This window comes from Ochrobactrum sp. AP1BH01-1 (genome assembly GCF_018066705.1).
Lineage (GTDB): Bacteria > Pseudomonadota > Alphaproteobacteria > Rhizobiales > Rhizobiaceae > Brucella.
In genome coordinates this window covers 491,523-518,206 of the sequence record NZ_JAGPOU010000004.1, presented here as the reverse complement: position 1 = coordinate 518,206, position 26,684 = coordinate 491,523, and the positions used below count along the sequence as shown (strand labels likewise).

The following is a 26,684-nucleotide window of genomic DNA, read 5'->3' as shown; positions in this document are numbered from 1 at the left end:
TTGGATGCAATATAGTTACTGCCAAGCTACCACCTGATTGAAAGATAGCGCCTTTCTCTATCTCATATAGTTCTAATTGCTACATTCCGCGCTGTTCACAGAAGCCTTGGCATCGTCTATCACAAAGCACCGTCGGCCTGAAAAGGCTGTAGGGAGGGCGCCGTCACTCGCGCGAGCGGGGATCTGTTTTTGGCGTCCGCCAGAAAACAAGAGGCGTTTGAATGAATATTGCATCAAAGCCTTCTGTCGATCCACATCGGGAGGAGGAACCCCATCTTGCACGCAATCTGTCCAACCGGCACCTTCAGCTGATTGCCATTGGCGGTGCGATAGGCACCGGCCTTTTCATGGGCTCGGGCAAGACGATTTCGCTCGCAGGCCCTTCGATCCTGCTCGTCTATGCGGTGATTGGCTTCATGCTGTTCTTCGTCATGCGCGCTTTGGGCGAAATCCTGCTGTCCAATCTCGAATATCGCTCCTTTGCAGATTTCGCGGGCGATTATCTCGGACCATGGGCGCAATTCTTCACCGGCTGGACCTATTGGCTCTGCTGGATCGTGACAGGCGTGGCGGACGTGGTGGCCGTATCGGGCTACGTCTCTTTCTGGTTTCCCGAGCTCGCGCTTTGGATACCCGCACTCGGGCTGATTTTCACACTTCTCGCCCTCAATCTGCCCACCGTGCGCAATTTCGGTGAAATCGAATTCTGGTTCGCCCTCATCAAGATCGTCGCCATCGTCGGACTGATCATCGCCGGGGTTTATATGCTTTCAACCGGCTTTACCCTGCCGAACGGCAGCCAGGCGTCGGTCGCGCATTTGTGGAACCACGGCGGGTTCTTCCCCAACGGTTTCCTCGGCTTTGTCGCCGGTTTCCAGATTGCGGTTTTTGCTTTCGTCGGCATCGAACTCGTCGGCACTGCCGCTGCTGAAACCAAGGACCCGGTGCGCAATCTGCCGAAAGCAATCAACTCGATCCCGATCCGCGTGGTGCTGTTTTATCTCGGTGCCCTGTTCGTCATCATCACCGTCATTCCATGGGATCAAGTCGATCCAAGCTCCAGCCCATTCGTCGCCATGTTCTCGCTCGCCGGTCTCGGCATCGCGGCGCATGTCGTGAATTTCGTAGTGCTCACCTCGGCAACGTCCAGTGCAAATTCCGGCATCTATTCGACCTCGCGCATGATCTATGGCCTCGCAACTTCGAAGCTCGCGCCAAAGGCGCTTGGCAAGCTGAACAACCGCAAGGTGCCGGTCAACGCGCTGTTCTTCTCTTGCATCTTCCTGCTGACAGGCGTTGTTCTGCTCTATGCGGGCCAGAGCATCATTGAAGCCTTCACGATTGTCACGACAATCTCGGCCCTGCTCTTCATCTTCATCTGGTCGATCATTCTGGCGTCCTATCTGCAATATCGCCGCAAGCGCCCCGACCTGCATGAAAAATCCACGTTCAAGATGCCAGGCGGACGCGCAGCCGTGGTCATGGTCTTCGCCTTCTTCGCCTTCATTTTATGGGCGTTGACACAAGAGCCTGATACCGCCGCCGCCCTGAAGGTCACGCCATTCTGGTTCGTGTTCCTCGCCATCGCCTATCTGGTGATGAAGGCACGGCGCAGCCAAGGCTAGACTGCCAACAAACACAAAAAAGCCCGGAGGAAACTCCGGGCTTTTTCAGTTTTAATCTCTTATCTCTTAACGAGGGAGGACGGAACTACCCATCAAATCGGCGTCGATAGCGTGGGCGGCCTGACGTCCTTCGCGGATCGCCCAGACGACCAACGACTGGCCGCGGCGCACATCGCCTGCGGCATAGAGCTTGTCGACATTGGTGCGATAGTCGCGCTCATTGGCCTTGACCGACTTGGAGCCGCGACGGTCAGTCACGATGTCGAGCTTTTCGCCCAGCTCCTTGACCACGCTATTTTCTGCCGGTCCGGCAAAGCCGATCGCGATGAAGGCAAGATCAGCCTTGATGAAGAATTCCGAACCGGCAATCGGCTTGCGCTTTTCATCCACCTGACAGCATTTCACATGGGTAAGACGTCCGTCCTCACCGATGAATTCCAGCGTCGCCACCTGAAACTCGCGGGAAGCGCCTTCCGCCTGACTGGAAGAGGTACGCATCTTGGTCGCCCAATAAGGCCAGACGCTGAGCTTGTCTTCTTTTTCCGGCGGTTGCGGGCGAATGTCGAGCTGCGTGACATTGACCGCGCCCTGACGGAAGGCCGTGCCGACGCAATCCGATGCCGTATCGCCGCCGCCGACCACCACAATATGCTTGCCGCCAGCCAGAATGGGAGCTGCGGGCCATGCCGTGGATTCTATATTTTCGCGACCGACGCGGCGGTTCTGCTGAACCAGATAGGGCATGGCATCGTGCACGCCTTCGAGATCGGCACCGGGAATGCCTGCCGGACGCGGGGTTTCGGAGCCGCCGCTGTAAAGCACAGCATCGTAGGTATCGAGAAGACCGCGCAGCGGCTTGTCGACGCCGATATTCACGCCGCACAGGAAGCGCACGCCCTCACCTTCCATCTGCGCCACGCGGCGGTCGATGAGGTGCTTTTCCATCTTGAAATCGGGAATGCCATAGCGAAGCAAACCGCCGGGACGGCTCTCGCGCTCATAGACATCAACCATGTGACCGGCACGCGCCAGCTGCTGTGCAGCGGCGAGGCCAGCCGGACCGGAACCGATGATGGCGACCGACTTGCCGGTCTTGTTGGCGGCTGGCTGTGGCACGATATAGCCAAGCTCATAAGCCTTGTCGCCCAACGCCTGCTCAACCGTCTTGATCGCAACCGGCGTGTCTTCGAGGTTCAGCGTGCAGGCTTCCTCGCAAGGCGCCGGGCAGACGCGACCAGTGAATTCCGGGAAATTATTGGTCAGATGCAGGTTGCGGATCGCCTGATCCCAGTTGTTGTTATAGACCAGATCGTTCCAGTCCGGAATCTGGTTGTGCACCGGGCAGCCCGTCGGCCCATGGCAGAACGGAATGCCGCAATCCATGCAGCGCGCAGCCTGCTTCTGCACTTCACCATCCGTCATCGGAATGGTGAACTCGCGGAAGTGGCGAATGCGATCCGACGCCGGCTGGTACTTTGCCACCTGACGGTCGATCTCTAGAAAACCAGTTACCTTACCCATTCTTCTACTCCCCTCGGCCTGAGACCAGCGCATGGTCTGCTTTGCCGGAAGTTGCCCTGTCCGCCGCGTCATTCCTTAACGCGCAGGCATGTCAGGACGTTGTTATCTCTTCATTTGGCGAAGGGTGCCCGACCCGAAGGCCGGGCTCCGCTTGTCAGATCATTCAGCCGCGACACCGATCTGCATGCGCTCCATCTCTTCCAGAGCGCGACGGTATTCGACTGGCATGACCTTTACGAATTTGGGACGATAGCTCTCCCAATTGTCGAGAATGTCCTTTGCCCGCGTCGAGCCTGTGTAATGCAGATGGTTAGCGATCAGCTGCACCAGACGTTCCTCATCATGATGGGTCATATTGGCCGATACGTCCACACGGCCCTTATGCATGAGGTCGCCGCCATGGTGATGCAGCTTTTCGAGGATGTCGTCTTCTTCCGGAACCGGCTCCAGTTCGACCATCGCCATGTTGCAGCGCTGGGCGAAATCGCCTTCCTCGTCGAGCACATAGGCGACACCGCCCGACATGCCCGCCGCGAAGTTGCGGCCCGTCTGCCCGATGACCACGACCACGCCACCAGTCATGTATTCGCAGCCGTGGTCGCCCACGCCTTCGACAACCGTGACCGCACCGGAGTTGCGCACGGCGAAACGTTCGCCTGCAACGCCGCGGAAGTAGCACTCACCTTCGAGCGCGCCATAGAGCACCGTATTGCCGACGATGATGGAATCTTCGGCGATGATACGCGTCTCTTCCGGCGGACGGATGACGATGCGGCCACCCGAAAGACCCTTGCCGACATAGTCGTTGCCATCGCCGATCAGTTCGAATGAGATGCCGCGTGCGAGGAACGCGCCGAAGGATTGGCCAGCCGTGCCACGAAGCGTGACGGCAATGGTGTCTTCCGGCAGGCCCTTGTGACGGAACCGCTTGGCCACTTCACCCGACAGCATCGCACCGGCAGAACGGTCGACATTCTTGATGTCGATGTCGATCTTGACAGGCTGACGATCTTCCAGCGCAGGCATGGCCTCGGCGATCAGCTTACGGTCCAGAACATCCTCAATCGGATGATGCTGACGCTCGGTCCAGTAGATCTCGTGCTTTTCAGCCTCAGGCTTGTAGAAGATGCGGCTGAAATCAAGGCCCTTGGCCTTCCAATGGTCTATCATGGCCTGCTTTTCGAGCAGTTCCGTCTCGCCAATGATCTGTTCCAGCTTGGTGAAACCCATCGATGCCAGCAGTGCGCGCACTTCTTCGGCCAGATAGAAGAAGAAGTTGATGACATGTTCCGGCGTGCCCTTGAAGCGCTTGCGCAGAACCGGGTCCTGTGTCGCCACACCAACCGGGCAGGTGTTCAGATGGCACTTGCGCATCATGATGCAGCCAGCGGCAATCAGCGGAGCCGTCGAGAAGCCGAACTCATCAGCGCCGAGCAATGCGCCAATGATGACGTCGCGACCGGTACGCAAACCGCCATCGACCTGCAAGGCCACGCGGGAGCGAAGCCCGTTCAGCACCAGCGTCTGGTGGGTTTCGGCAAGGCCGATTTCCCATGGGCTACCGGCATGTTTCAGCGATGTCAGCGGCGAAGCGCCCGTGCCGCCATCATAGCCCGAGACGGTGATATGGTCGGCGCGCGCCTTCGCAACACCGGCGGCAACCGTGCCGACGCCCACTTCGGATACCAGCTTGACCGAAATATCGGCAGCCGGGTTGACGTTCTTCAGGTCGTATATCAGCTGCGCCAGATCTTCGATCGAGTAGATGTCATGGTGCGGCGGCGGCGAAATGAGACCAACGCCCGGCGTCGAGTGCCGGGTCTTGGCGATGGTCGCGTCGACCTTGTGACCCGGCAGCTGGCCGCCTTCGCCGGGCTTCGCACCCTGCGCAACCTTGATCTGGATCAGATCGGAGTTGACGAGATATTCCGTCGTCACACCGAAACGGCCCGATGCCACCTGCTTGATCGCGGAGCGTTCCGGGTTCGGCGTGCCGTCCGGCAGCGGGTAGAAACGATCCGGCTCCTCGCCGCCCTCGCCCGTGTTCGACTTGCCGCCAATGGCGTTCATCGCCCGCGCCAGCGTGGTGTGCGCCTCCCTCGAGATTGAGCCGAAGGACATGGCGCCGGTGGAGAAGCGCTTGACGATATCGACCGCCGGTTCAACCTCATCGATGGAAACCGGCTTCAGACCGCGATCCTCGGCAAAGCGGATATCGAACAGGCCGCGAATGGTCTTGGCCTGCGCCGATTTGGAGTCGAGCATCGCGGTATATTCGGTGAAGGTGTCCGGGTTCGAGGTGCGCACTGCATGCTGCAGCTTCGCAACCGCATCCGGCGACCACAAATGGGCCTCACCGCGCATGCGGTAGGCATATTCGCCGCCGACTTCCAGCGCGGTCAGCAGAACCGGGTCGCTACCGAATGCGTCGGTGTGACGGCGCACGGTTTCTTCCGCGATTTCGTCCAGACCAACACCTTCGATGCTGGTGGCCGTGCCGAAGAAGAACTTGTCGACGAAGCTCGACTGCAAGCCGACCGCATCGAAAATCTGCGCGCCGCAATAGGACTGGTAAGTCGAGATGCCCATCTTGGACATGACCTTGAGAATGCCCTTGCCGATCGATTTGATGTAGCGCTTGACGACCTCATGCTCATCGACCTCCGGCGGAAATTCGCGGCGGCGATGCATGTCGAGCAGCGTGTCGAAGGCAAGATATGGGTTGATGGCTTCAGCGCCGTAACCGGCGAGACAGCAGAAATGATGTATTTCGCGTGGCTCACCCGATTCGACCACAAGGCCGACCGAGGTGCGCAGACCCTTGCGGATCAGGTGGTGATGCACGGCTGCCGTCGCCAGAAGGGCCGGGATCGGAATGCGGTCCGGACCAACCTGCCGGTCGGACAGGATGACGATGTTGTATCCACCATGCACAGCTGCTTCGGCGCGGTCACACAGGCGCTCGATTGCGCCGTGCATACCGGCTGCACCCTCGCCGACATTATAGGTGATATCGAGCGTCTTGGTGTCGAAACGATCTTCGGTGTGGCCGATGGAACGAATCTTTTCCAGATCGCCATTGGTCAGGATCGGCTGGCGCACTTCCAGACGCTTGCGGCGCGAAGTGCCGACAAGGTCGAAGATGTTCGGGCGCGGGCCGATGAAGGAGACAAGGCTCATCACCAGTTCTTCGCGGATCGGATCGATCGGCGGGTTGGTGACCTGTGCGAAGTTTTGCTTGAAATAGGTGTAGAGCAGCTTCGACTTGTCCGACATGGCCGAGATCGGTGTGTCAGTACCCATCGAGCCGATGGCTTCCTGACCCGTCGTAGCCATTGGCGACATCAGAATCCGCGTGTCTTCCTGCGTGTAGCCGAAGCTCTGCTGACGGTCCAGAAGGCTTACATCCTTGCGGAGTGCCCGCGGTTCGACCGGATTGAGGTCCTCCAGAATGAGCTGGGTATTAGCCAACCAATGCTTGTAAGGATGCTTCTGCGCGATCTGTGACTTGATTTCCTCATCCGAGACGATGCGGCCTTCTTCCATATCGATGAGCAGCATGCGGCCCGGCTGAAGACGCCACTTCTTGACGACCTTCTTTTCCTCGACCGGCAAAACACCGGCTTCCGAAGCCAGAATGACGAAATCGTCGTCGGTCACGATGTAGCGGGCCGGACGCAGGCCGTTACGGTCGAGCGTCGCACCAATCTGGCGGCCATCGGTGAAGGCGACCGCGGCCGGACCGTCCCATGGCTCCATAAGTGCTGCATGATATTCGTAGAACGCGCGGCGTTCATCCGACATCAGCTTGTTGCCGGACCATGCTTCCGGGATCAGCATCATCATTGCGTGCGCAAGGCTGTAGCCGCCCTGATGCAGGAATTCGAGCGCATTGTCGAAGCAGGCCGTATCCGACTGGCCTTCATAGGAAATCGGCCACAGCTTGGAAATGTCGTTGCCGAACAGTTCGCTATCGACCGAGGCCTGACGCGCCGCCATCCAGTTGACGTTACCGCGCAGCGTGTTGATTTCGCCGTTATGCGCAACCATGCGGTATGGATGCGCCAGACGCCAGGACGGAAAAGTGTTGGTGGAAAAGCGCTGGTGCACCAGCGCCACCGCACTTTCAAAACGCGGGTCTTTCAGATCCTGATAATAGGCACCCACCTGATAGGCGAGGAACATGCCCTTATAGACGACCGTGCGGGCCGACATGGACACAACATAAAAGCCCTTATCGTCGCCGTCATTTTCCTGATAGATGCGGTTGGAAATGACCTTGCGCAAAACGAACAGGCGGCGCTCGAAATCATCATCCGTCTCCAGCATCGGATTGCGTCCGATGAACACCTGAACGTGAAACGGTTCGGTTGCTGCAATGTCAGGCGCCTTGGAAAGCGATGAATTGTCGACCGGCACCGCGCGGAAACCGATGAAGGTCTGACCTTCGGCGGCGATCACTTCCTTGACGATCTCTTCAATATGGGCGCGCAGTTGCGCATCGCGCGGCATGAAAAGATAACCGACGCCATAATGGCCTGGCTGCGGCAGGTCGATACCCTGACGCGCCATTTCCTCGCGCAAGAAGCGGTCCGGTATCTGTACCAGAATACCGGCGCCGTCGCCCATCAGCGGATCGGCGCCAACCGCACCGCGATGCGTAAGGTTTTCAAGCATCTTGAGGCCGCTTTCCACGACCTGATGCGACTTCTTACCCTTCATATGGGCGATGAAGCCGACACCACATGCATCATGTTCGTTGCGCGGATCATAGAGACCTTGCGCTGGCGGGACGCCGGCCGCTTTCGTTTTTCGCGTCGTTCGGTGGGAAGCGGTCGCCGCAGCTTTGACCGTTCCGTTCTGTACGTTGTGAGAAACCACATTCGATACAGATGGCGTCAAATGCGTCATCGTCATTCCCTCCGTTTGGCCCTCTTCATGAGGTGCGCGGTCAGTATATACCGAGACGGTGTGACAACCATCCCGCTGTTGCTCTAGATATATGGAAGCCTTATCGACAAGGCGTTTGGACGAGGTTCCGGACGAGCGGCAAAGCCGGTGCGAGGAACGATGTTTAGCGCCTTATTCTCATCAGGCTTGGACAGACGACACCCAGCCCGCCAGAAAACGGCGCACTCGAATTCCTCCTGTCGCGGTCGGGGCGCCTGTCACCGCCAGGCGATGTGCCTGCCGGTTCCGGCGCCTCTTTCTGAAACTTTTCGGAGCGCGTTGTGCCGCTTCCGTTGGTATCAGCTTCTAATTGGACAGCATTACTGTCCTAATTACGTATGACAGAATTCAAATTGCCTCACAAGATGGAAACGCAATTTTTCTCAGCAACTTCCGTAATAAAATATCAAAAGCCGTGATTTTGTAGGCTTTATATTGCGTTTGGCGGCCATTGCGTCAGTTTGGCACGGCACCGCTTTATAGGCTTATGCCTAAAAAATAGGCATCATGGCGGCATTTTTATCACAACCCATTGTGCTGCCGGTTACTGAGGAATGCCATGTGCCGATGCGGATGCTGGGGCGTTCCAGCTATTGAAATCCACCCATCGTACTTTCCGAAAATTGATTCCGATTCTCGCACCAATGCTATAGACAGCCATGGACACAACGACTGTGCGACGGCCTAATTGAACTCAACCGGAGGAACACGTGCACTTTGCTTCTGACAACTGGGCAGGCGCCCATCCGAAAATCGCCGAGAGCCTGTCATTGCATGCTGCGGGTTTTGCGGCAGCCTATGGCGCAAGCGAAATCGACAAGCGCGTGGAGCAACGGTTCAACGAATTGTTTGAGCGCGAAGTTGCCGTGTTCTTTGTCGGCACAGGCACAGCTGCCAACTCGCTAGCGCTCGCCAGCGTCAACCGGCCCGGCGGTGTGTCGCTCGTACATCGCGAGGCGCATGTGATCGAGGATGAATGCGGTGCACCGGAATATTTCACCGGTGGCGCCCGCCTCCATCCGATTGACGGCGCGCATGGTCGTATCGACCCCGAGCTTCTCAAGCGCGAGCTTAAGCGGTTTAACCCGGCTTTCGTTCATGCCGGACAGCCCATGGCCGTCAGCATCACGCAGGCGACCGAGGTTGGTACGCTCTACCAACCCGAACACATCGCCACCATTGCCAAAATCTGCCGCGACGCCGGCCTGCCGCTACACATGGATGGCGCACGTTTTGCCAATGCACTCGTTTCGCTGGATATGACGCCTGCGGAAATGACCTGGAAACAGGGCGTGGATATTGTTTCCTTCGGCGGCACGAAAAACGGCTGCTGGTGCGCCGAAGCCCTGGTCTTCATGGACCCTGCGCGCGCCAAGGACCTGCCGTTCATCCGCAAGCGCGCGGCCCAGCTCTTTTCCAAGACACGTTTCGTGGCGGCGCAATTCGACGCTTACCTGCAAGACGATCTCTGGCTGGAACTGGCCCGTCATTCAAATGCGCTCGCAGCGCGCCTTGCCGGTCATATCAATGCGTCGAGCCAGATGCGCCTTGCCTGGAAGCCGGAAGCCAACGAGGTATTCGCCATCATGAAACAGTCGGTCTATGACCGTTTGCGGAATGCCGGAGCGATCTTCTACGACTGGAACCCGCCGCATTCGGAAGTGAACCGCATCAGCGACGGCGAAATTTTCGCCCGCTTTGTGACGAGCTTCGCCAATACGGAAGAAGACGTGGACGGTTTCGCCAAATTGATTGCCTGACGCTTTCCAAAAGCATGAAAACAAAGAAGGCGGCGCTTGGAGCGCCGCCTTCTTCGTACTTTCGCTGGAAATGCTTTAATGCGCGGTTTTTGCCTCGATCTGCTGGGCATTGTCCGAGCCAGCCTTGGTGACTTCGATCTTGCGCGGTTTCATCTGTTCCGGAATCTCGCGCTTGAGATCAATGTGCAGGAGACCGTTCTTGAGGCTCGCACCGGCGACTTCTACGAAGTCGGCAAGCTGGAAACGGCGCTCGAAAGCACGCGAGGCGATACCACGATAGAGAACTTCGCCGACATCGGAAGCATTCTCATCGGCCTTCTGACCCTTGATGGTCAGCTGGTTGCGGTGCGCTTCGATCTCAAGCTCACTTTCTGAAAAACCCGCAACCGCCATAGTGATGCGATATGTGTTTTCACCCGTGCGCTCGATATTATACGGCGGATAGGACTGATTGCCCTCCGGCGAAGCGAGCGTATCAAGCATGGTGAAAAGCCGATCGAAACCGACCGTGGAGCGATAGAGCGGGGAAAAATCTACGTGACGCATGTATTAGCCCTCCTTCAGAGCGACATGATGCTTGTTTCAGCATGATCTTTTCCGAGCAGCGCCAGGCGCATTCGGTGATCATACACGGCGGCGAAATTCCCTTCTGGCGAATTCCTTGGTGCCGGCGGCCCCATCCAGGCGACCGCAAAACTCATTTGGGAACGGTTCTTTTTCATTTCAAGACCGGTTCCCTGCGAAGATTATGAAACACGTGTCGTCACACAGCGTAATAACTCCTGACCGATAGCGGGCTACATTTTTGGGGTTGGCCGCATAATGAACCAAAAATGAACATCATCTTTGGCAAGCGTTCAGCCGCTTGGGGCTAATGTCCCACCATGCCTGCTGCAAAGCGGGTTCACTAAAGGATCACGGTTATGAAAAAAGCTGTTCTTGCTTTTGCCGCACTTGCTACCGTCGCCACCGGTTTTGCGACGCCCACCCTCGCAGCCGATAGCGGCCTGCGCGTTCAGGTTCAGTATTACGATGATGACGGCTATCGTCCGCCGCGTCCTTATCCGGGTCCGCGTCCCGGCTGGGATGGTGGCCCTGACCGCAGGCCGGGCTGGGGCGATGACTACGGTCGCCGCGACATCATGAGCCCGCGCCGTATCGCGCGTTCGCTGGAACGCCGCGGTTATGATGTCGGCGATATGCGCCTTAACCGCGACACTTATTTCGTGCGCGCCACAAGGCCGAATGGCCGCCGCGTCATCGTCATGGTCGACGCCTATTCGGGCCGTATCGTTGGCGAACGTCGGCCCGGCGGATATTAAGATTTTTTCACAGACCAGCCAGCGTAACGTCCCTTACACGGGCTGTTCTTTGACCGGAAGTTCGTTCACGAACTTCCGGTTACTTTTTATCATCAAATGAACCATTATGCTGGCAACGCATAATCCAACCTGAAACAGAAAGGCCTGCAATCGGATGTCGGAACTGCTTTTCGAAACCGATGCGAATCCCATTCCGTTGGGATTAAAGGCCGGGCTGCTTGAGGCGAAGGCGGACAAAACCCTGCGCTATGCCATCCTTCAAGCTGAAACGAGGCCGATCCGCGGCACTGTGATCGTGCTTCAGGGGCGAAATGAGTTCATTGAGAAATACTTTGAAACCATGACCGACCTGACCGCGCGGGGTTTCACGGTCCTGACTTTCGACTGGCGCGGCCAAGGTGGCTCGTCCCGCTTGCTGAAGGATCGCCAGCGCGGCTATGTTCGCAGTTTCGACGACTATTCCCGCGACCTCGATCTTATTCTCTCTCAGATCGCTTTGCCTGACTGTCCTCCGCCCTTTTACATTCTCGGCCACTCGGCAGGTGCTCTTGTGGCGCTTTCTTCGATGGGCAGGCTTACATCGCGCATCAGCCGCATGGTACTTTGCGCACCTTTCATGGGGCTTGATGGCCAAAAACTCAGCGACGACAATGTCCGCCGCATCGCTTCCGCCTTTCGCTGGCTGGGCCTCGGCAGGGTTTACGCTTCTGGCGGACGCGGATTGGCTTCACGGCCCTTTGCCGGCAATCCGCTGACCAGCGATCCGGCCCGCTTCATGCGAAATATGGAAATTCCACGCCTTCATCCGGACCTTGCGCTTGGCGGCCCGACCGCCCGATGGCTTTGGAGCGCGCTTGAAACCTCGAGACAGATCAATCAGCCGGATTTCTACAAGGGACTGACGGTGCCGGTTCTTATCGTTGCCGCCGGAGCGGATCGTGTGGTTTCCACGCCGGTCATCGAGCGTTTCGTCGCGCGAACGCGCAACGTCTCGCTGACAACGATTACCGGCGCTCGTCATGAAATGCTTCAGGAAGCCGACTTTTATCGTGAGCAGCTCTGGGCTGCCTTCGATGCGTTCATTCCGGGCTCGTCGGAAGTGGAGGCTATGCCTGAGACCATCGAGCCCGTGGCCTCCGGTATTTAGCTATTAGCTAGCTATTCAGCAGGTCAAGCGCCGCCCGATGCAGTGCGGGAGAAGCGGCGGCGACAATATCACCGCCCTTTTCCGCCGGGCCACCGTCGCGTTGGGTCACCACCCCGCCCGCCTGTTCAATCAGCGGAATGAGAGCCACGATGTCGTAAGGCTGCAAACCGGCCTCGACCACTATGTCGGCAAAGCCGCTTGCCAGCATCGCGAAGGCATAACAATCAACTCCATAACGCGACAGACGAACAGCGTTTTCCAGCCGGTCGAAACCCTTGCGGCTATCTCCCTTGAAGAGAGCGGGTGTCGTCGTGAACATAGTGGCATCGGCCAAGGCGGCATTTTTGCGCACAGCCAGACGGCGGGGCATATCCTCACCGCCATTGCGTACGAGATAAGCGCCATTCCCGTCGCTGTAGAAGAGCTCGCCGGTAAACGGTTGAGACATCATTCCCGCCCTGGCGTCGCCATCGACGGTAAGGCCCAGAAGCGTGCCCCAGACCGGCAGTCCGGAAATGAAGGCACGGGTTCCGTCGATCGGATCAATGACCCAGACATGGCTGCGGTCGATATTCTCCGGCCCGTATTCTTCACCAAGAATACCGTGATCGGGAAAAGCGCCGCCAATAACCGCCCGAATCGCACGCTCCGCCGCCCGGTCCGCTTCGGTCACCGGATCAAAACCGACGCTATATTTGTTGTCTATTTCCGTCAGCTGACGAAAACGCGGAAGCGTTTCAGCGGCGGCGGCAGCAGCCACTTCGGAAAAAAATGCCTTATCAATCAGCAACCCCGAACTCCTGTTTCCAGAACATGGTGCATGCTTGTGCAAACCATGCTAATTTTGCCTATATAATGAGCATGTGCGAATCAGCTCAAAAAATATGCTTGTTTTCTTGACGTTAGCGCCATTCAGACGTAACTTAAATTCCTGACAGGTTTTCCTGTCGATGCCTTTCGGGGCATTTCCTCCCTAGTCTTTGGCCGCGCTCGTATTATTCGGGCGCGGTTCTTTTTATCTGCGCGAGGCGCTCGACGGAAAGGGTTATTCCGCAGCCAGAGGAGGCGCGGCAAAGAGATCATCCGGCAGGGATGTCAGGTCGCTCAGAAATCCATACAGATCGGCACAGAGCGTTTCGAAACCGGCAAGCTTGTGCAGGTCCTGTTCGTTCACGTAAAGGCTTCGATTGATCTCGATCTGGAGAGCATGGCAAGCCATGGCCGGCCGTCCATAATGCTCGGTAATGAACCCGCCCGCATAGGGTTTGTTATGCGCAACCGTATAACCCAAATCCTGCAGCAGTTCGATGGCAGCCTGCGTCAGCCTTTCGCTGCATGAACGGCCGAAACGGTCGCCGACGATAAAATCCGGGCGCGACCCGACTTCGCCGGGACGGCTGCCGCCCGGCATGGAATGACAGTCAATCAGCACTGCATAGCCAAAGCGTTCGCGCGTGGATTGAAGCAATGCCTCAAGCGTCCGGTGGTAAGGCTTGTAGAGATCTTCAATGCGATAGAATGCTTCGGCAAGCGAAATTCGGCCCGGATAAATCAGCTGGCCTTCACCGACCAGGCGCGGCACCGTGCCCAGCCCGCCGGCGACCCGCGCTGACTGGCTGTTGACGAAAGGCGGCAGCGGCTCGGCGAACATGCGTGGATCGAGCTCGTAGGCTTCACGATTCACATCCAGAAAAGCACGGGGGAAATGGGCCTTCAGCAAAGGCGCGCCCAGCCGCACCGCCGAAGCAAACAACTCGTCGACATAGCAGTCTTCCGAATGACGTATGCTCAAGGCGTCGAGACGCGATGCCTCGACAAAGGAATGCGGATAGTAACGTCCGCTATGCGGTGAGTTGAAAACGAACGGAATGCGCTGTTCCGCCGGAGCGCATATCTCGAAGGGCGGTATCAAACTAAAATCGCGCTCCAAACTCATTCTTCACCCGTTTTCGACCGCAATATTCAGGCCGTCCGACAACGATCCACATTTAATAACGCACAAATTACGCCAGACGGCCGATGAGCGCAAATGACCGGAAAACGAATCTTTTGGCCGGTGCTTGACATGCATATGCGACAATCCTGTCACACTGAACAGCTTGTTGCCAAATACACGCCATAACAATTAACATTCACGCGAGCATTCATTCCATATTTACCAAAGAAGCGTTTTCTACGGTGGATATTGAGTCGTTAAGGGTCAGCTTTTGGGCGATGAACACGACACAGAATTCGGACGGAACAATGAAGAGAATCCTTCTAGCTGAAGATGACAATGATATGCGCCGCTTCCTCGTCAAGGCGCTGGAAAAAGCCGGTTATCACGTAACGCACTTCGACAATGGTGCGAGCGCCTATGAAAGATTGCAGGAAGAGCCTTTTTCCCTTCTGCTGACCGACATTGTCATGCCGGAAATGGACGGCATCGAACTGGCGCGGCGCGCAACAGAGATCGACCCGGATCTGAAGATCATGTTCATTACAGGCTTTGCCGCTGTCGCGCTCAATCCCGATTCGGACGCGCCGCGCGACGCAAAGGTGCTTTCCAAGCCATTCCACTTGCGTGATCTGGTGAATGAAATCGAAAAAATGCTGATCGCCGCCTGAGGCGATCCCGTAGTTTTGCGTCCCTTGGTTTTGTCATCAACAAAAAGACGAAAAAACTTCATAAAAGGGCATTGACGGGCGCAACGCGATATGGTGTATGCGCCACATCGAATGGGCGTGTAGCTCAGCGGGAGAGCACTACGTTGACATCGTAGGGGTCACAGGTTCAATCCCTGTCACGCCCACCATTCGATCTCCAAGCAAATCAAGAGGTTATGGCAAAGCGGCGCTACTGATATGCAGCGCTCTTTAGGTTTACTGAACCTCTGCCGACCTCACCCTTTCGCATCCTAACGATGACCATCTTGCTGGTGGAAGGGAGCAGGTCCATGCTCCACGCACACGGGGACACTCCGCGCTCTGCAATCAGTTGTAGACCCATGAAATAGCGATCGGCGCCCCAATTACCGACGCGAAAGGCGTTCCCATCGGAGCAATCCATATCGCCGGCACTTTGCCTGAGTGGTCAGCAGAAAGATTCAGCAACAGTTTGGCCCGCTCATCGAAAGGCGGACGTAAGGACCGTTTCCGAGCGCCCGCCATTTAATCCAGCCGCGCCAATATCCTGGCATTTCAGCTGTGCCTTAGGACCGAAGCAATCACAGACGCGGTGTCCTCCATGGACAGAAGAACGGGGTGTGTACCGACATAATCACACGGAGGGACTTGACCGACAACTTCCCGACGGAGAGAAGCTAAAATCACACCAACATGCATGGCATGCCTTCTGAAAAACGGGAGAAATCAATTTGGCAGTCGGTCGTCAATCCATGCCACCCCTCAATGCGCTGGTGGTTTTTGACAGCGCGGCTCGGTTGGGCAGCTTCTCTCGTGCAGGTTTGGAACTCGGCCTTACGCAGAGCGCCATCAGCCGCCAGATTGGCAAGCTGGAAGCCTTCATCGGCTCGAAACTGTTTCATCGCCTGCCGGTAGGGGTGCAGCTCACCGCCATCGGGGAAAGCTACGCTTCCGAAGTGAGCCGCCTTCTGGGCGACTTGAGCGCCGTCACAGACGGCCTGCGAGCATGGATCGGGCCACGGCAGATCACCATCGCTTGCTCGCGCGGGATCGCCGACCAATGGTTCCTGTCGCGGATCGGCAAACTCAAAACCGACATCCCCGGCATTGAAATCCGGTTGCGTGTAACGGATGACGTGGCACATCTGCGGCTGGACGAGTTCGATCTCGCCCTGTTCTACCGCAAGGAACGGCCCATCGGGGTCAATCTGACGGTTCTGGGCCGGGAGGAAGTCGTACCCGTTTCAGCCCCCGGCGTTCCTGGCATCATGGAGCAGGAAGCCCCCATTCTGCTGGCGATCGAAGATACGGTGCGCGAATGGCAGGGCTGGCCGGAATGGTGGCATGACGCCAGGCTTTCGCCGCCGACCGGTGCTCTGGAATGGCGGCTCGGTGATTATGGCCTTTGCGTCGCCGCAGCAACACAGGGCATCGGCATTACACTCGGCTGGACATGGCTCATCAAGGAACAGCTCGCTAGCGGGATATTGGTCCCTGCACACGGGCACATGATGCGGTCGAACGCATATTTCTATCTGATGCGGCCTGCTGATCGTCACCAGCGCAAAATCGTGCGCGAAGTGTCCGACTGGCTGATCGCAAGCAATGGAGCAGATCCGATCACATAAAGATGATCGGATATGTCGCACACCTCATTCCTGCGGGAAAGCCGCACGGCGACGCGATACCATACGGAAACGGATGTAACCGATAATGGTGATGATAAGCCAGGCTACCTGCGAGATGAAGGAACCAAGGTTAAAATTCCAGGCAAGCGAATAGATCAGCGCAACACCGCCCAGGACGTTCAGCAACGGAATGACCGGATCATCGACGGTAAAAATACGCAATTGAATCAGGGCGTAACCCAGAAGGTAAAAGAACGCGCCCACTAAGCCGACAACATCCGGCAAACCCATTTTCGATCTCCAGGATCATACAAATCTGAAAAAAGCAGGGACGGCTTCCCCCTACGGAAAAGCGCCCCCGCCAGTACTGTTGGAGGCTCCTTTATTCCTGTTCGCGCAAATGCCAAGACACACATTTCGCATGGGGGTATGCCGAAAAGTCATACCTAGAAACCGGACATTAGCCCTTGAAAATAAGGGCTGCAGTAAGTTACCCCACCCCCAAAAGCCGATAAGCTATGATTTAAACACAGGGGTACAGAATGCCTGAGCAAAAAAGCCAGTTTCAATTGACGCGTCGCTCTTTCATGGCAGGTGCAGCTGGCATCGGTCTGGTGGGCATCACCGGCATGAGCGGCCTGATCACCTCGCCCGCCGCTGCGGCAGGGGATGGCACGCCGAAGAAAGGCGGAGTGCTCAAGCTCGGCATTGGCGGCGGCTCCACCACCGACAATTTCGACCCACGTCTTTTGAAAGATTGGGTTCCTGTCAATCAGGCTTACATGCTGATGAACGGTCTCGTGGAAATCGACGCCGACAACAAGGCCGTGCCTGAGCTGTTCGAAAGCTGGGAACCCTCAGCCGACGCCAAGGAATGGACATTCAAGGTCCGCCAGGGTGTGACGTTCCACAACGGCAAGACGCTCGACGCTGATGACATCATCTACTCGATCAACCTGCATCGCGGCGAAACCACCTCCGGCGCGCGTTCTCTGGCTTCGGAATTCACGGACGTCGCCAAGATAGACGCCGCTACGGTCAAGATCACGCTCACGAGCGGAAATGCCGACCTTCCCTATATTCTTTCGGATTATCATTTCCTCGTGGTGCCGAAGGACTGGACGGACTTCAACAAGCCGGTCGGCACCGGACCTTTCGTGTTCGAGCGTTTCCAGCCGGGCGTGCGCTCGCGCTTCACGCGCAACGAGAGCTACTGGAAGCCAAACACGGCCTGGGTCGATGCGGTGGAAGTCATCGTCATCAACGACGTTTCGGCGCGCACCAATGCGATGATGTCCGGTCAGGTTCACGCCATCAACCAGCTCGATTTCAAGACCGTCGACCTGCTGAAGCGCAACCCTAACCTCAACATCGTCCAGTCTTCCGGCGGCCAGCATTTTTCCTTCCTGATGGATTGCACGCAGGCGCCGTTCACCGACAACAATGTCCGCCTCGCCATCAAGCACGCCATCGACCGCGAACAGATGCTCAAAACCGCCTTGCGCGGCTATGGACGCCTCGGCAACGACAACCCAATCCCGAGCACCGATCCATTCTTTGACGCAGCACTGCCGCAGCGCGCCTATGATCCGGAAAAGGCCAAGTTCTACCTGAAGCAGGCAGGTATGGATTCGCTGAAAATTCAGCTTTCGGCCTCGGACGCGGCTTTCACGGGGGCAGTCGATGCAGCGGCAATCTTCCGCACTGCCGCCGCCAAGTCGGGAATCGAGATCGATATCAAGCGCGAACCGGCGGACGGATATTGGGACAATGTCTGGATGAAGGCGCCGTTCTGCATGTCTTATCGCGGCGGGCGCCCGACTGCCGATCAGGCCCTGTCGGTCGCTTATGCATCCAATGCATCGCAGAACGATACGCACTGGAAGAGCGGCGATTTCGACGCCAAGCTGCTCGAGGCCCGCGCGATGCTCGATCAGGCCAAGCGCAAGGAAATCTATGCCGAATTGCAAGCCATGATCAGCAATGATGGCGGCGCGCTCATTCCGATGTTCGGCGACTATCTCGACGCCACCTCCAAGAAGCTCAAGGGCGTGACCACGCATCCGATGTTCAATCTGATGGGTGCGCGCCTTGCCGAAAAAGTCTGGCTGGAAGCATAAATGTTCGTTCTGATTCTCAAGCGTGTGGGGCTGGGACTCCTCACGCTGTTCCTCGTGTCGGCGTTGATTTTCGCCGGCACGCAGATCCTGCCCGGCGATGTGGCGTCAGCCATACTTGGTCAGAATGCCACGCCGGAGGCACTCGCGACATTGCGCGAAAACCTCGGCCTCAATCAGCCGCTCCTTTCCCGCTATTTCTCCTGGCTCGCAGGTTTCATGACGGGCGATCTCGGCACGTCGCTGGCCAACCAGCAGCCCGTGGCGGATCTTTTATGGCCGCGTTTCTGGAATACGATGGCGCTCGCCGCCTTTGCAGCGGTCATCAGCGTTCCGATAGCAATCCTTCTCGGCCTCGTTACGGCGGTCAAACGCGGCGGCGTCTTCGACCGCATCGTCAACATCGTGGCGCTCGCCTTCGTTTCGCTGCCTGAATATTTCCTCGGATTGCTGCTGATTCTGTTCCTGTCGATCCGCTTCAACCTGCTGCCGAGCCTCGCCGACACGTATGAAGGCATGACCTTCCTTGAATGGATACAGGCCACGGCGCTGCCCGCACTGACGCTGGTTCTCGTCACCGTTGCGCAGATGATGCGCATGACCCGCACTGCTGTTTTGTCGGTTATGGATCAGGCCTATGTCGAAACCGCCTATCTGAAAGGTCTGCGCACCAAGCGCGTTGTGACCAAGCACGCCTTGCCCAATGCGGCGGCGCCTATCGTCAACGTGGTTGCGTTCAACATCGCCTACCTCATCACCGGTGTGGTGCTTGTCGAAGCTGTCTTCAACTATAACGGCCTTGGCCGCTTCATGGTTGATGCCGTCTCCAAACGTGACCTTCCGCTCGTGCAAGCTGCGGCCCTCGTCTTCGGTGCGGCCTATGTCATTCTCAATATCATCGCCGATGTCGCTGCCATCGCGCTCAATCCGCGTTTGAGGCACCCACGATAAAGCCATGAAGAAATCCATTCCCCTCACCGCATGGCTCGGCCTCGCCATCATTGCCATCGCCCTCGTCCTCTTCCTGTTCGGGCCGCTGATCGCCCCTTACGGACAGGAGGAAATCGTCGGCGCACCGTTCGATCCGCCATCGGCACAGTTCTGGTTCGGCCTCGATCAGAACGGACGCGACATGCTTTCGCGCCTCCTGTTCGGCGCGCAAATGTCCATCGGCGTTTCGCTGGCCGCTTCCCTCCTGTCGTTCAGCATCGGCGTGCCGCTCGGCTTCCTCGCCGCCATTTTCGGCGGCTGGGTCGATACGATCCTGTCGCGCATCGTCGATACCGTCATGTGCATTCCCGTGCTCATTTCGGCGCTCGTCATCCTGCAAGCGCTCGGCTCGTCACTGCCGGTTCTGATCGTCACCATCGCACTGCTCGATTCCACCCGCGTGTTCCGCCTGGCGCGCATCGTGGCGCAGGGCGTCAACGTGCTGGAATATGCCGAAACCGCCCGTCTTCGCGGCGAAGGCCTTGGCTGGCTGATCTGGCGCGAGATTCTGCCAAACACATTGCCGCCGCTGATCGCGGAATTCGGCCTGCGTTTCTGCTTCACCTTCCTCTTCGTTGCCGGTCTGTCGTTCCTCGGCCTCGGCATCCAGCCGCCATTTGCGGACTGGGGCGGCATGGTGAAGGACAACCAGCAGGCAATCCTCTACGGCCTTTACGCACCGCTGTTCCCGGCGGCTGCAATCGCCATCCTGACCGTTGGCGTCAACCTCGTCGTTGACTGGCTTCTGGCCGGACGCACGACCACGCAGGGAGCTGATCGATGAGCAGGGATATCGTTCTTTCCATCGCCGACCTCGTCGTCAAGGCGCCGAATGGCGCAACGCTCGTCGATCATGTCGATGTGACGCTGAAGCGTGGCGAGGTGTTGGGCCTCATTGGCGAGTCCGGCGCAGGCAAGTCCACCATTGGTCTCGCCGCAATGGGTTATGGCCGCGGCGGCTGCAAGATCGCTGAAGGCACTATCGTCGTTGACGATATTTCGCTGATGGACGGTACCCGCGAGACCCGCGAAAAGGTGCGCGGCGCACGCATCGCCTATGTGGCGCAGAGCGCGGCGGCGTCGTTCAATCCGGCGCACCGCATCGGCGATCAGATCATGGAAGGCCCGCTCTATCACGGCCTCATGACCAAAGCGGAAGCCAAGGCCTGGATGCTGGAACTACTGCATACATTGCAGTTGCCGGATGCCGACACTTTTGGCGACCGCTATCCGCATCAGGTTTCCGGTGGCCAGTTGCAGCGCGCCATGGTCGCCATGGCCATGTCCTGCCGCCCGGATATTCTCGTGCTGGACGAGCCGACCACCGCCCTTGATGTGACCACCCAGATCGAAGTGCTGGCGCTCCTGCGCAGCCTGATCCAGCGTTACAACACTGCTGCTCTTTACATCACGCATGACCTTGCAGTGGTGGCACAGATCGCCGACCGCATCATGGTTCTGCGCCATGGCAAGATGGTCGAACTTGGCTCTGCGGAAGAAATCCTCGAAGCACCCAAGCAAGACTATACGCAGCGTCTGGTTTCCGAACGGGAAGCCAGTATTTCGGGTGAACAGGCCGAGCACAAGACCGGCGAAATCCTGCTCGAAGTAAAGAACGCAACCGCTTATTACGGCAAGAAACTCGTTCTGACCGATGTAGATTGCTATGTTCGTCGTGGCGAGACGCTTGCCATCGTTGGCGAATCCGGGTCAGGCAAATCAACCCTTGCCCGCATCATTGCCGGGCTTCCGCCTCACTCTAGCGGCATCATTTCGCTCGCCGGACAACGGCTGGAAGCGAGTTACAAAAAGCGCAGCCGTGAAGAACTGCGCCGCATCCAACTCGTCTATCAGCTTCCTGACGTGGCGCTAAACCCACGCCAGACCGCTGCTGAAATCATCGGTCGTCCGATGAAGTTCTATTTCGGCATGAACGAGGATCAGCGCGAGATCGAGGTCAGGCGTCTGCTTGAACTCATCGGCCTGCCGGCCGATTTCGCAAGCCGCCTGCCCGGTGCGCTTTCGGGCGGACAAAAGCAGCGCGTGTGTATCGCCCGTGCGCTGGCCGCAAAGCCTGATCTCATCATATGCGATGAAGTTACCTCGGCGCTCGACCCGCTCGTCGCGGAGGAAATTCTCAGACTTCTGCGCAAGCTGCAAGACGAATTGCACGTTTCATATCTCTTCATCACCCACGACCTTGGCGTCGTCCGTCGGCTCGCCGACCGCGCCATGGTCATGCAGAAGGGCAAGGTAGTCGAAACCGGCACCACGAAGGCAATTTTCGAGCCGCCTTATGAGCCCTATACGGAGCAGCTCATCACATCCGTTCCGGAGCTGCGCCGCGACTGGCTGGACGACATCCTCAAGGCCCGACACCCAGCCTGAGTCGCCAGTTGAACTACCGATGCGGCGCTAATGCCGCACCGGCTTCTCTTTACAGAAATTGGAACCGATCATGACCGTAAACGTCACCGAGCATCTGTGGATCACCTTGAAGGATGGCACCCGTCTTGGCGCGCGCCTGTGGCTGCCTGAAGGCGCCGAGGAAAATCCCGTTCCCGCCGTGCTCGAATATATTCCCTACCGCAAGCGCGACGGAACGCGTGGCCGCGACGAGCCGATGCATGGCTATTTTGCGCAGAACGGCTATGCCGCGATCCGCGTCGACATGCGCGGCACGGGCGAGTCTGACGGCCACATGGCCGACGAATACATCCAGCAGGAACAGGACGACGCGCTGGAAGTCATCGCCTGGATTGCGGCGCAGCCATGGTGCAGCGGCAATGTCGGCATGATGGGCAAGAGCTGGGGCGGCTTCAACGGGCTGCAGGTCGCCGCCTGCCGTCCGCCGGCATTGAAGGCGATCATCACCGCCTATTCGACCGACGACCGTTTCCGCGATGACATCCATTACATGGGCGGCCTGCTGCTCAACGATAATCTGTGGTGGGGCACGATCATGCTCGCCTATCAGTCGCGCCCGCTCGATCCGGCGATTGTGGGCGCCGGCTGGCGCGATGCATGGATTGAACGTCTGGAACGCCTGCCGTTCTTCCCCGCTCTCTGGCTCGAACACCAGCATTACGACGAATACTGGAAGCACGGCTCGATCCGCGAAGACTGGTCTGCGATCCAGTGCCCGGTTCTCGCCATTGGCGCATGGGCCGACAGCTACACCAATGCCGTTCCGCGCCTGCTCGAAAATCTGCAAGTCCCTGCACGCGGCATTATCGGTCCCTGGGGCCATGTCTATCCGCAGGACGGTCTTCCGGGTCCAGCAATCGGCTTCCTTCAGGAAGCAGTGCGCTGGTGGGACCAGTGGCTCAAAGGCAAAGAGACCGGCATCATGGACGAGCCGAAGCTGCGCGCCTATGTCTGCGACACCATCGAGCCAACTGGCTCGCGCGACTTTACCAATGGCCGCTGGGTTGGCGAAAAGAACTGGCCGTCGACCGAAATCACCCCAAAGCCTTTCGCGCTTGGGGCAGACTTCACGCTGGGCAAGGCCGATGCAGCCAAGGGTATGCTTTCGATTTCCTCGCCCAACAGCCACGGCAAGGCGGGAGGAGAATGGATGGCGACGGGCTGCCCCGGCGAGCATCCGACCGATCAGCGTCTTGACGATGGCGGCTCGCTCAACTTCGACACTGCCGTTCTGACCGAAGATCTGGAAATTCTTGGTGCGCCGGTTGCTCGCCTGACATTCACTGTCGACCAGCCGGTTGCACAAGTTTCGCTGCGCTTGAGTGATATTCTGCCCGATGGCCGCATCACCCGCGTCAGCTATCAGGTCTTCAATCTCAACCACTTCAACGGCCACGACAAGCCGGAAATGCTGGTGCCGGGCAAGACCTATGAGATCGCGATCAAGCTCAACGACAGCGGCTACAGCTTCAAGAAGGGCCATCGCATCCGTCTTTCGGTTGCGACCGGCTATTGGCCGATGGTCTGGCCATCGCCAAAGCGCGTCACGCTGACGCTCGACACCGCTGCGTCGGTTCTTGATCTGCCGATCCGTCCGGCTTCCGCCGACGATGCAAAGATTTCCTTCCAGAAGCCTGCCCATGGCCCTGCGACGCCGATCACCCAGCTTGATCCGGGCAGCGTGCGCCGCTGGACGGAACAGGATCACGTCACCGGCGAAACGCTCTATGTGACGGAAGGCATCGGCGGCCTGTTCGGCGAAGGCGTTCTGCGTTTCGACGATATCGGCACGCAGTTGAGCCACAGCCTCAAGCGCGAACTGCGCATTAATGACAATGACCCACTATCGGCGTCTTATGTGCTGACACAGGCTTATCAGATGGGCCGCGAAGGCTGGATGATCGACATCGAAAGCACCACAAGGATGCATTCGGACGCTGAAAACTTCCATATTTCCGGCGTTCTGACAGCGAAGGAGAATGGCGAAGTGGTCGCGACCCGCGGGTGGAACCAAACCATCCCGCGCGATCATCTTTGAGCACATCGCTACAAGCGTCAATCCGTTTTGTGGGATTGACGCAGGCATTTCCAGCACAGCCCTAAGAAGCCGCAACCCGGACCGCTGCGGCAGGTTTCTCATAGCGAACTGTCCGCATCATCTCGACTCGCAGGCTTAAATGATTGCGGGTCGTCCACTCTGCGCGGCAATGTGAAACGGGCAGCGCTTTAGGCAGCTGCGATCAGCTTGAACGGTATGCCGGAAAGTAGCGCATCAACATACTTCTTTTTCTGATAGAGCCCGTTCAGTGAAACACGAGGCAGTTCCCCCGATTTGCCAATGACGCGGGAGGCAGTCAGCATGCCAGGCTGCGTCGTGACAGCAACTGGAATGCCGGCATTTTTTACGGCAGTAATCTCCCGCTCCCCAACAGCCGTCGACCAGCCGTAAGGATAAGAAAATGAGCGGGGTCTCTGACCGACATAGTGTTCGATTATCGAAGCGGAATCTTCGATCTCCTGCTGAAGACGTTCCGCGCCCACTCGCCGGAGATTGACGTGGTTCACCGTATGCGCTCCGAAGTGCGCTAGTGGATCGGCGGAGAGGGATTGCAGTTCGGTTTCGGTCATCACGAGTTCATCAACGATGGCCATTGGAGAAATGCCATGTGCCTGTGCCGCTCCATCAATCCTTCCTACGGCTTCATCTTCGTCAACCGATCGTACAAAGCCGGCCAGCCGGTCGAAAGCTGAAAACTTCTCCGTTTTTTTCCCACATCTGACTGTTTCAGTACCGCTGCCAAAATCGAACTCGAAAGCGGATAGCTCTCTCGTCAGTGCGGCGGCCGTCTCCCACCAAATCGTTCGTGTTCGCTCCACGAAGCCCGGATTAACAAAAATCGTGTAAGGAATATGGAACTTCCGAAATACCGGCGCCGCAAATTCAGCATTGTTGCGGTAGCCGTCATCAAGGGTGAATGAGACGAAGCGACGTTCATCGGAGGGATCAGCGAACAGGGCTGACAGGTCGTGCAAATGTACCGGGGTCAAACCGCTTTCGAGGCAAACCGAGATCGCATCTTCCAGGAACTCGGGTGTGATCGACAGAATCTCATTTGGACAAAACCTGTCCTGCCGGGCAGGACGCACATGGTGAAGCGTGAATATAACACCACGCCCGCCCGCGCCGGGAAAAAGGCCTCTCACAAACGAGTTAGCCGCCACTTCAAGCCCAGCTCGAATGAAACTATATTTGAGGTCATTTTTTATACTACGCAAAGACCACATTCTGCAGATCCTCTACAGATATCATATCGAGATGTTGAGTATCCGCCGGGTCAGGACGCGCCAAACAGTCAGTGGAAAATCCAGCAGTCCCGGTTTGAGGTCATGCCAGGAAAATGCTGCACAGGCACGGACAGACCTCAATGACGCAAGATAATCGATCGGGCTGAGTTTTCCTCTCATGACCAATTGAACTGAAGAGACCAAGTCGCGGACAAGATATATCCAGCTAACCGACGTCACAGCCTGAATTCGGTCTTTCGCTACTCTACAATTTGTCGAATCCCACATGATTTTGCCGAGGTCCGCGCCTGCTGCTGCACACAGGGCGAACCAGGACCAAGGGCGCGGGTTGACGTCGAGAATGTTGAGTACGCCGGTGCGCGGATCACGTTTGAACTCGACTTCGACCAGCCCGCTATAGCGAACTGAGGCGAGGATCGTGCGCGCCGCTGCGATAACTTCAGGAGCGTCGACCGTCTCAACGAAGGTGCTCGTGAAGCCGAAATCAACCGGATATTGTCTGCTACGCCGCGCCGAGAATTCAGCCATAGGCTCGCCTTCCCACCAGAACCCCGCGTAGGAGAACTGGCATTCACCACCGCCCGGGATTAATTGCTGTACGACGATGTTCTTCGCGCCGAGCTCTTTGGCGGCTTTGCCGAAAGCCTCGACAAATGCCTCACGGTCATCGACCCGGATCACCTTCGCTTTGGCTAATGTACCTTCCCCTCCGCCCATATTCGGCTTTAGGATAACAGGATATACCAGCTCCAGTTCCAGCGCCTCGTCAGCAGACGATAATTCATAAGTTTCAGGAGGGGTAATCCCCAGTTCAACGGCCCGTTTATAGAGATACGGCTTGTCGCAGAGCCAGCGAAGGCGATCCCACTCCGGCAACAAAATAGTGAAGGCCGGGGACAGCCGGCCAATGTATTGGGAAACCAGCTTTACCTCTCGATCGCTTGCAGGAATAAGCAAGGCATTGGCCAGATTGTTCTGACCAGCGACATTCAGCAGAAAATCAGCTATCTCTGACTCATTGATAGCTGGCAGGCGAATGGTCTTCGTTACATATCGCGACCATCCCGCGAGAGGTGAATCGCTTGTGATGTAATAAACATCAGCACCGGCCTTTCCCAGACTTCGCGCCAGAGCCAGAGAACCATGTGCCCCACCGAGGATGACGACTTTTCTGTTCTCTGAATGAGCCCCCGCTACAGTCAAAACGTTCATCCCCACATGTATTGATGGATCGCTTATATGTATTGGGCGCTGTAAGATCAATTG

The 26,684-nt window shown here is 57.5% G+C and carries 20 protein-coding genes and 1 tRNA gene; 12 read left to right on the top strand and 9 right to left on the bottom strand.

The window, feature by feature from the left end:
- The first annotated feature begins 221 nt into the window (after positions 1–221).
- Entirely contained in the window at positions 222–1,625 is a 1,404-nt protein-coding gene (locus J9800_RS17305) for an amino acid permease (protein WP_114216460.1), read from the top strand.
- A gap of 66 nt (positions 1,626–1,691) precedes the next feature.
- Here J9800_RS17305 and J9800_RS17300 read toward each other — a convergent pair whose 3' ends face one another.
- Both J9800_RS17300 and gltB read right to left on the bottom strand, forming a co-directional pair.
- Positions 1,692–3,146, bottom strand: a complete 1,455-nt coding sequence (locus J9800_RS17300) for a glutamate synthase subunit beta (protein WP_114216461.1) — start codon at positions 3,144–3,146, stop codon at positions 1,692–1,694.
- Positions 3,147–3,305: 159 nt separating this feature from the next.
- The gene (gltB, locus tag J9800_RS17295; protein WP_114216607.1) at positions 3,306–8,057 is read right to left on the bottom strand and encodes a glutamate synthase large subunit; all 4,752 of its coding nucleotides are present in this window, start codon (positions 8,055–8,057) and stop codon (positions 3,306–3,308) included.
- Positions 8,058–8,806: 749 nt separating this feature from the next.
- Between gltB and J9800_RS17290 the strand changes: the two genes are divergently transcribed.
- A complete protein-coding gene (locus J9800_RS17290) occupies positions 8,807–9,856 on the top strand; it encodes a threonine aldolase family protein (RefSeq protein ID WP_114216462.1) in 1,050 nt (349 codons plus the stop codon).
- Between the two features lie 75 nt (positions 9,857–9,931).
- On the opposite strand, the gene J9800_RS17285 is transcribed toward J9800_RS17290, so the two are convergent.
- Together J9800_RS17285 and J9800_RS17280 are read right to left on the bottom strand one after the other, a co-directional pair.
- Positions 9,932–10,402 (bottom strand): Hsp20 family protein, encoded by a 471-nt coding sequence (locus J9800_RS17285; protein WP_112591884.1) that lies wholly within the window; start codon positions 10,400–10,402, stop codon positions 9,932–9,934.
- 14 nt (positions 10,403–10,416) lie between these two features.
- A complete protein-coding gene (locus J9800_RS17280; RefSeq protein ID WP_162792675.1) occupies positions 10,417–10,578 on the bottom strand; it encodes a hypothetical protein in 162 nt (53 codons plus the stop codon).
- A 201-nt stretch (positions 10,579–10,779) separates the two neighbouring features.
- Here J9800_RS17280 and J9800_RS17275 point away from each other — a divergent pair, with 201 nt between their 5' ends.
- The gene (locus J9800_RS17275; RefSeq protein WP_006473193.1) at positions 10,780–11,178 is read left to right on the top strand and encodes a hypothetical protein; all 399 of its coding nucleotides are present in this window, start codon (positions 10,780–10,782) and stop codon (positions 11,176–11,178) included.
- Between the two features lie 154 nt (positions 11,179–11,332).
- Positions 11,333–12,325, top strand: coding sequence for an alpha/beta fold hydrolase (locus J9800_RS17270; protein WP_114216463.1), 993 nt, complete (start codon positions 11,333–11,335; stop codon positions 12,323–12,325).
- Between the two features lie 7 nt (positions 12,326–12,332).
- Here J9800_RS17270 and hisN read toward each other — a convergent pair whose 3' ends face one another.
- The gene (gene hisN, locus J9800_RS17265) at positions 12,333–13,115 is read right to left on the bottom strand and encodes a histidinol-phosphatase (protein ID WP_114216464.1); all 783 of its coding nucleotides are present in this window, start codon (positions 13,113–13,115) and stop codon (positions 12,333–12,335) included.
- Positions 13,116–13,370: 255 nt separating this feature from the next.
- Positions 13,371–14,261, bottom strand: a complete 891-nt coding sequence (locus tag J9800_RS17260) for an N-formylglutamate amidohydrolase (protein ID WP_114216465.1) — start codon at positions 14,259–14,261, stop codon at positions 13,371–13,373.
- Positions 14,262–14,569: 308 nt separating this feature from the next.
- Between J9800_RS17260 and cpdR the strand changes: the two genes are divergently transcribed.
- The 3 genes from cpdR to J9800_RS17245 all read left to right on the top strand — a co-directional run bounded on the left by cpdR (position 14,570) and on the right by J9800_RS17245 (position 16,578).
- Positions 14,570–14,932 (top strand): cell cycle two-component system response regulator CpdR, encoded by a 363-nt coding sequence (gene cpdR, locus J9800_RS17255; RefSeq protein WP_002966536.1) that lies wholly within the window; start codon positions 14,570–14,572, stop codon positions 14,930–14,932.
- A 113-nt stretch (positions 14,933–15,045) separates the two neighbouring features.
- Positions 15,046–15,120, top strand: a tRNA-Val gene (locus J9800_RS17250).
- Between the two features lie 561 nt (positions 15,121–15,681).
- Entirely contained in the window at positions 15,682–16,578 is an 897-nt protein-coding gene (locus J9800_RS17245) for a LysR substrate-binding domain-containing protein (protein WP_114216467.1), read from the top strand.
- A gap of 24 nt (positions 16,579–16,602) precedes the next feature.
- On the opposite strand, the gene J9800_RS17240 is transcribed toward J9800_RS17245, so the two are convergent.
- Positions 16,603–16,869 carry a CBU_0592 family membrane protein gene (locus tag J9800_RS17240; protein ID WP_112591874.1) on the bottom strand — a complete coding sequence of 89 codons (267 nt, stop codon included), beginning with the start codon at positions 16,867–16,869 and terminating at the stop codon, positions 16,603–16,605.
- A 251-nt stretch (positions 16,870–17,120) separates the two neighbouring features.
- Between J9800_RS17240 and J9800_RS17235 the strand changes: the two genes are divergently transcribed.
- The 5 genes from J9800_RS17235 to J9800_RS17215 all read left to right on the top strand — a co-directional run bounded on the left by J9800_RS17235 (position 17,121) and on the right by J9800_RS17215 (position 24,150).
- Positions 17,121–18,698, top strand: a complete 1,578-nt coding sequence (locus J9800_RS17235; protein ID WP_114216468.1) for an ABC transporter substrate-binding protein — start codon at positions 17,121–17,123, stop codon at positions 18,696–18,698.
- On the top strand, positions 18,699–19,646 hold the full coding sequence (locus J9800_RS17230) for an ABC transporter permease (protein WP_114216469.1): 948 nt from the start codon (positions 18,699–18,701) through the stop codon (positions 19,644–19,646).
- 4 nt (positions 19,647–19,650) lie between these two features.
- Positions 19,651–20,469 carry an ABC transporter permease gene (locus J9800_RS17225; RefSeq protein ID WP_210845894.1) on the top strand — a complete coding sequence of 273 codons (819 nt, stop codon included), beginning with the start codon at positions 19,651–19,653 and terminating at the stop codon, positions 20,467–20,469.
- The gene (locus J9800_RS17220; RefSeq protein ID WP_114216471.1) at positions 20,466–22,073 is read left to right on the top strand and encodes an ABC transporter ATP-binding protein; all 1,608 of its coding nucleotides are present in this window, start codon (positions 20,466–20,468) and stop codon (positions 22,071–22,073) included. Before J9800_RS17225 ends, J9800_RS17220 begins: the two co-directional genes overlap by 4 nt.
- A 70-nt stretch (positions 22,074–22,143) precedes the next feature.
- Positions 22,144–24,150, top strand: a complete 2,007-nt coding sequence (locus tag J9800_RS17215; protein WP_114216472.1) for a CocE/NonD family hydrolase — start codon at positions 22,144–22,146, stop codon at positions 24,148–24,150.
- Between the two features lie 188 nt (positions 24,151–24,338).
- Here the strand turns inward: J9800_RS17215 and J9800_RS17210 are convergent, their stop codons facing one another.
- Both J9800_RS17210 and J9800_RS17205 read right to left on the bottom strand, forming a co-directional pair.
- On the bottom strand, positions 24,339–25,397 hold the full coding sequence (locus J9800_RS17210; RefSeq protein ID WP_114216473.1) for a polysaccharide deacetylase family protein: 1,059 nt from the start codon (positions 25,395–25,397) through the stop codon (positions 24,339–24,341).
- A 21-nt stretch (positions 25,398–25,418) separates the two neighbouring features.
- Entirely contained in the window at positions 25,419–26,621 is a 1,203-nt protein-coding gene (locus J9800_RS17205) for a carboxylate--amine ligase (RefSeq protein ID WP_286191792.1), read from the bottom strand.
- Positions 26,622–26,684: the final 63 nt, after the last annotated feature.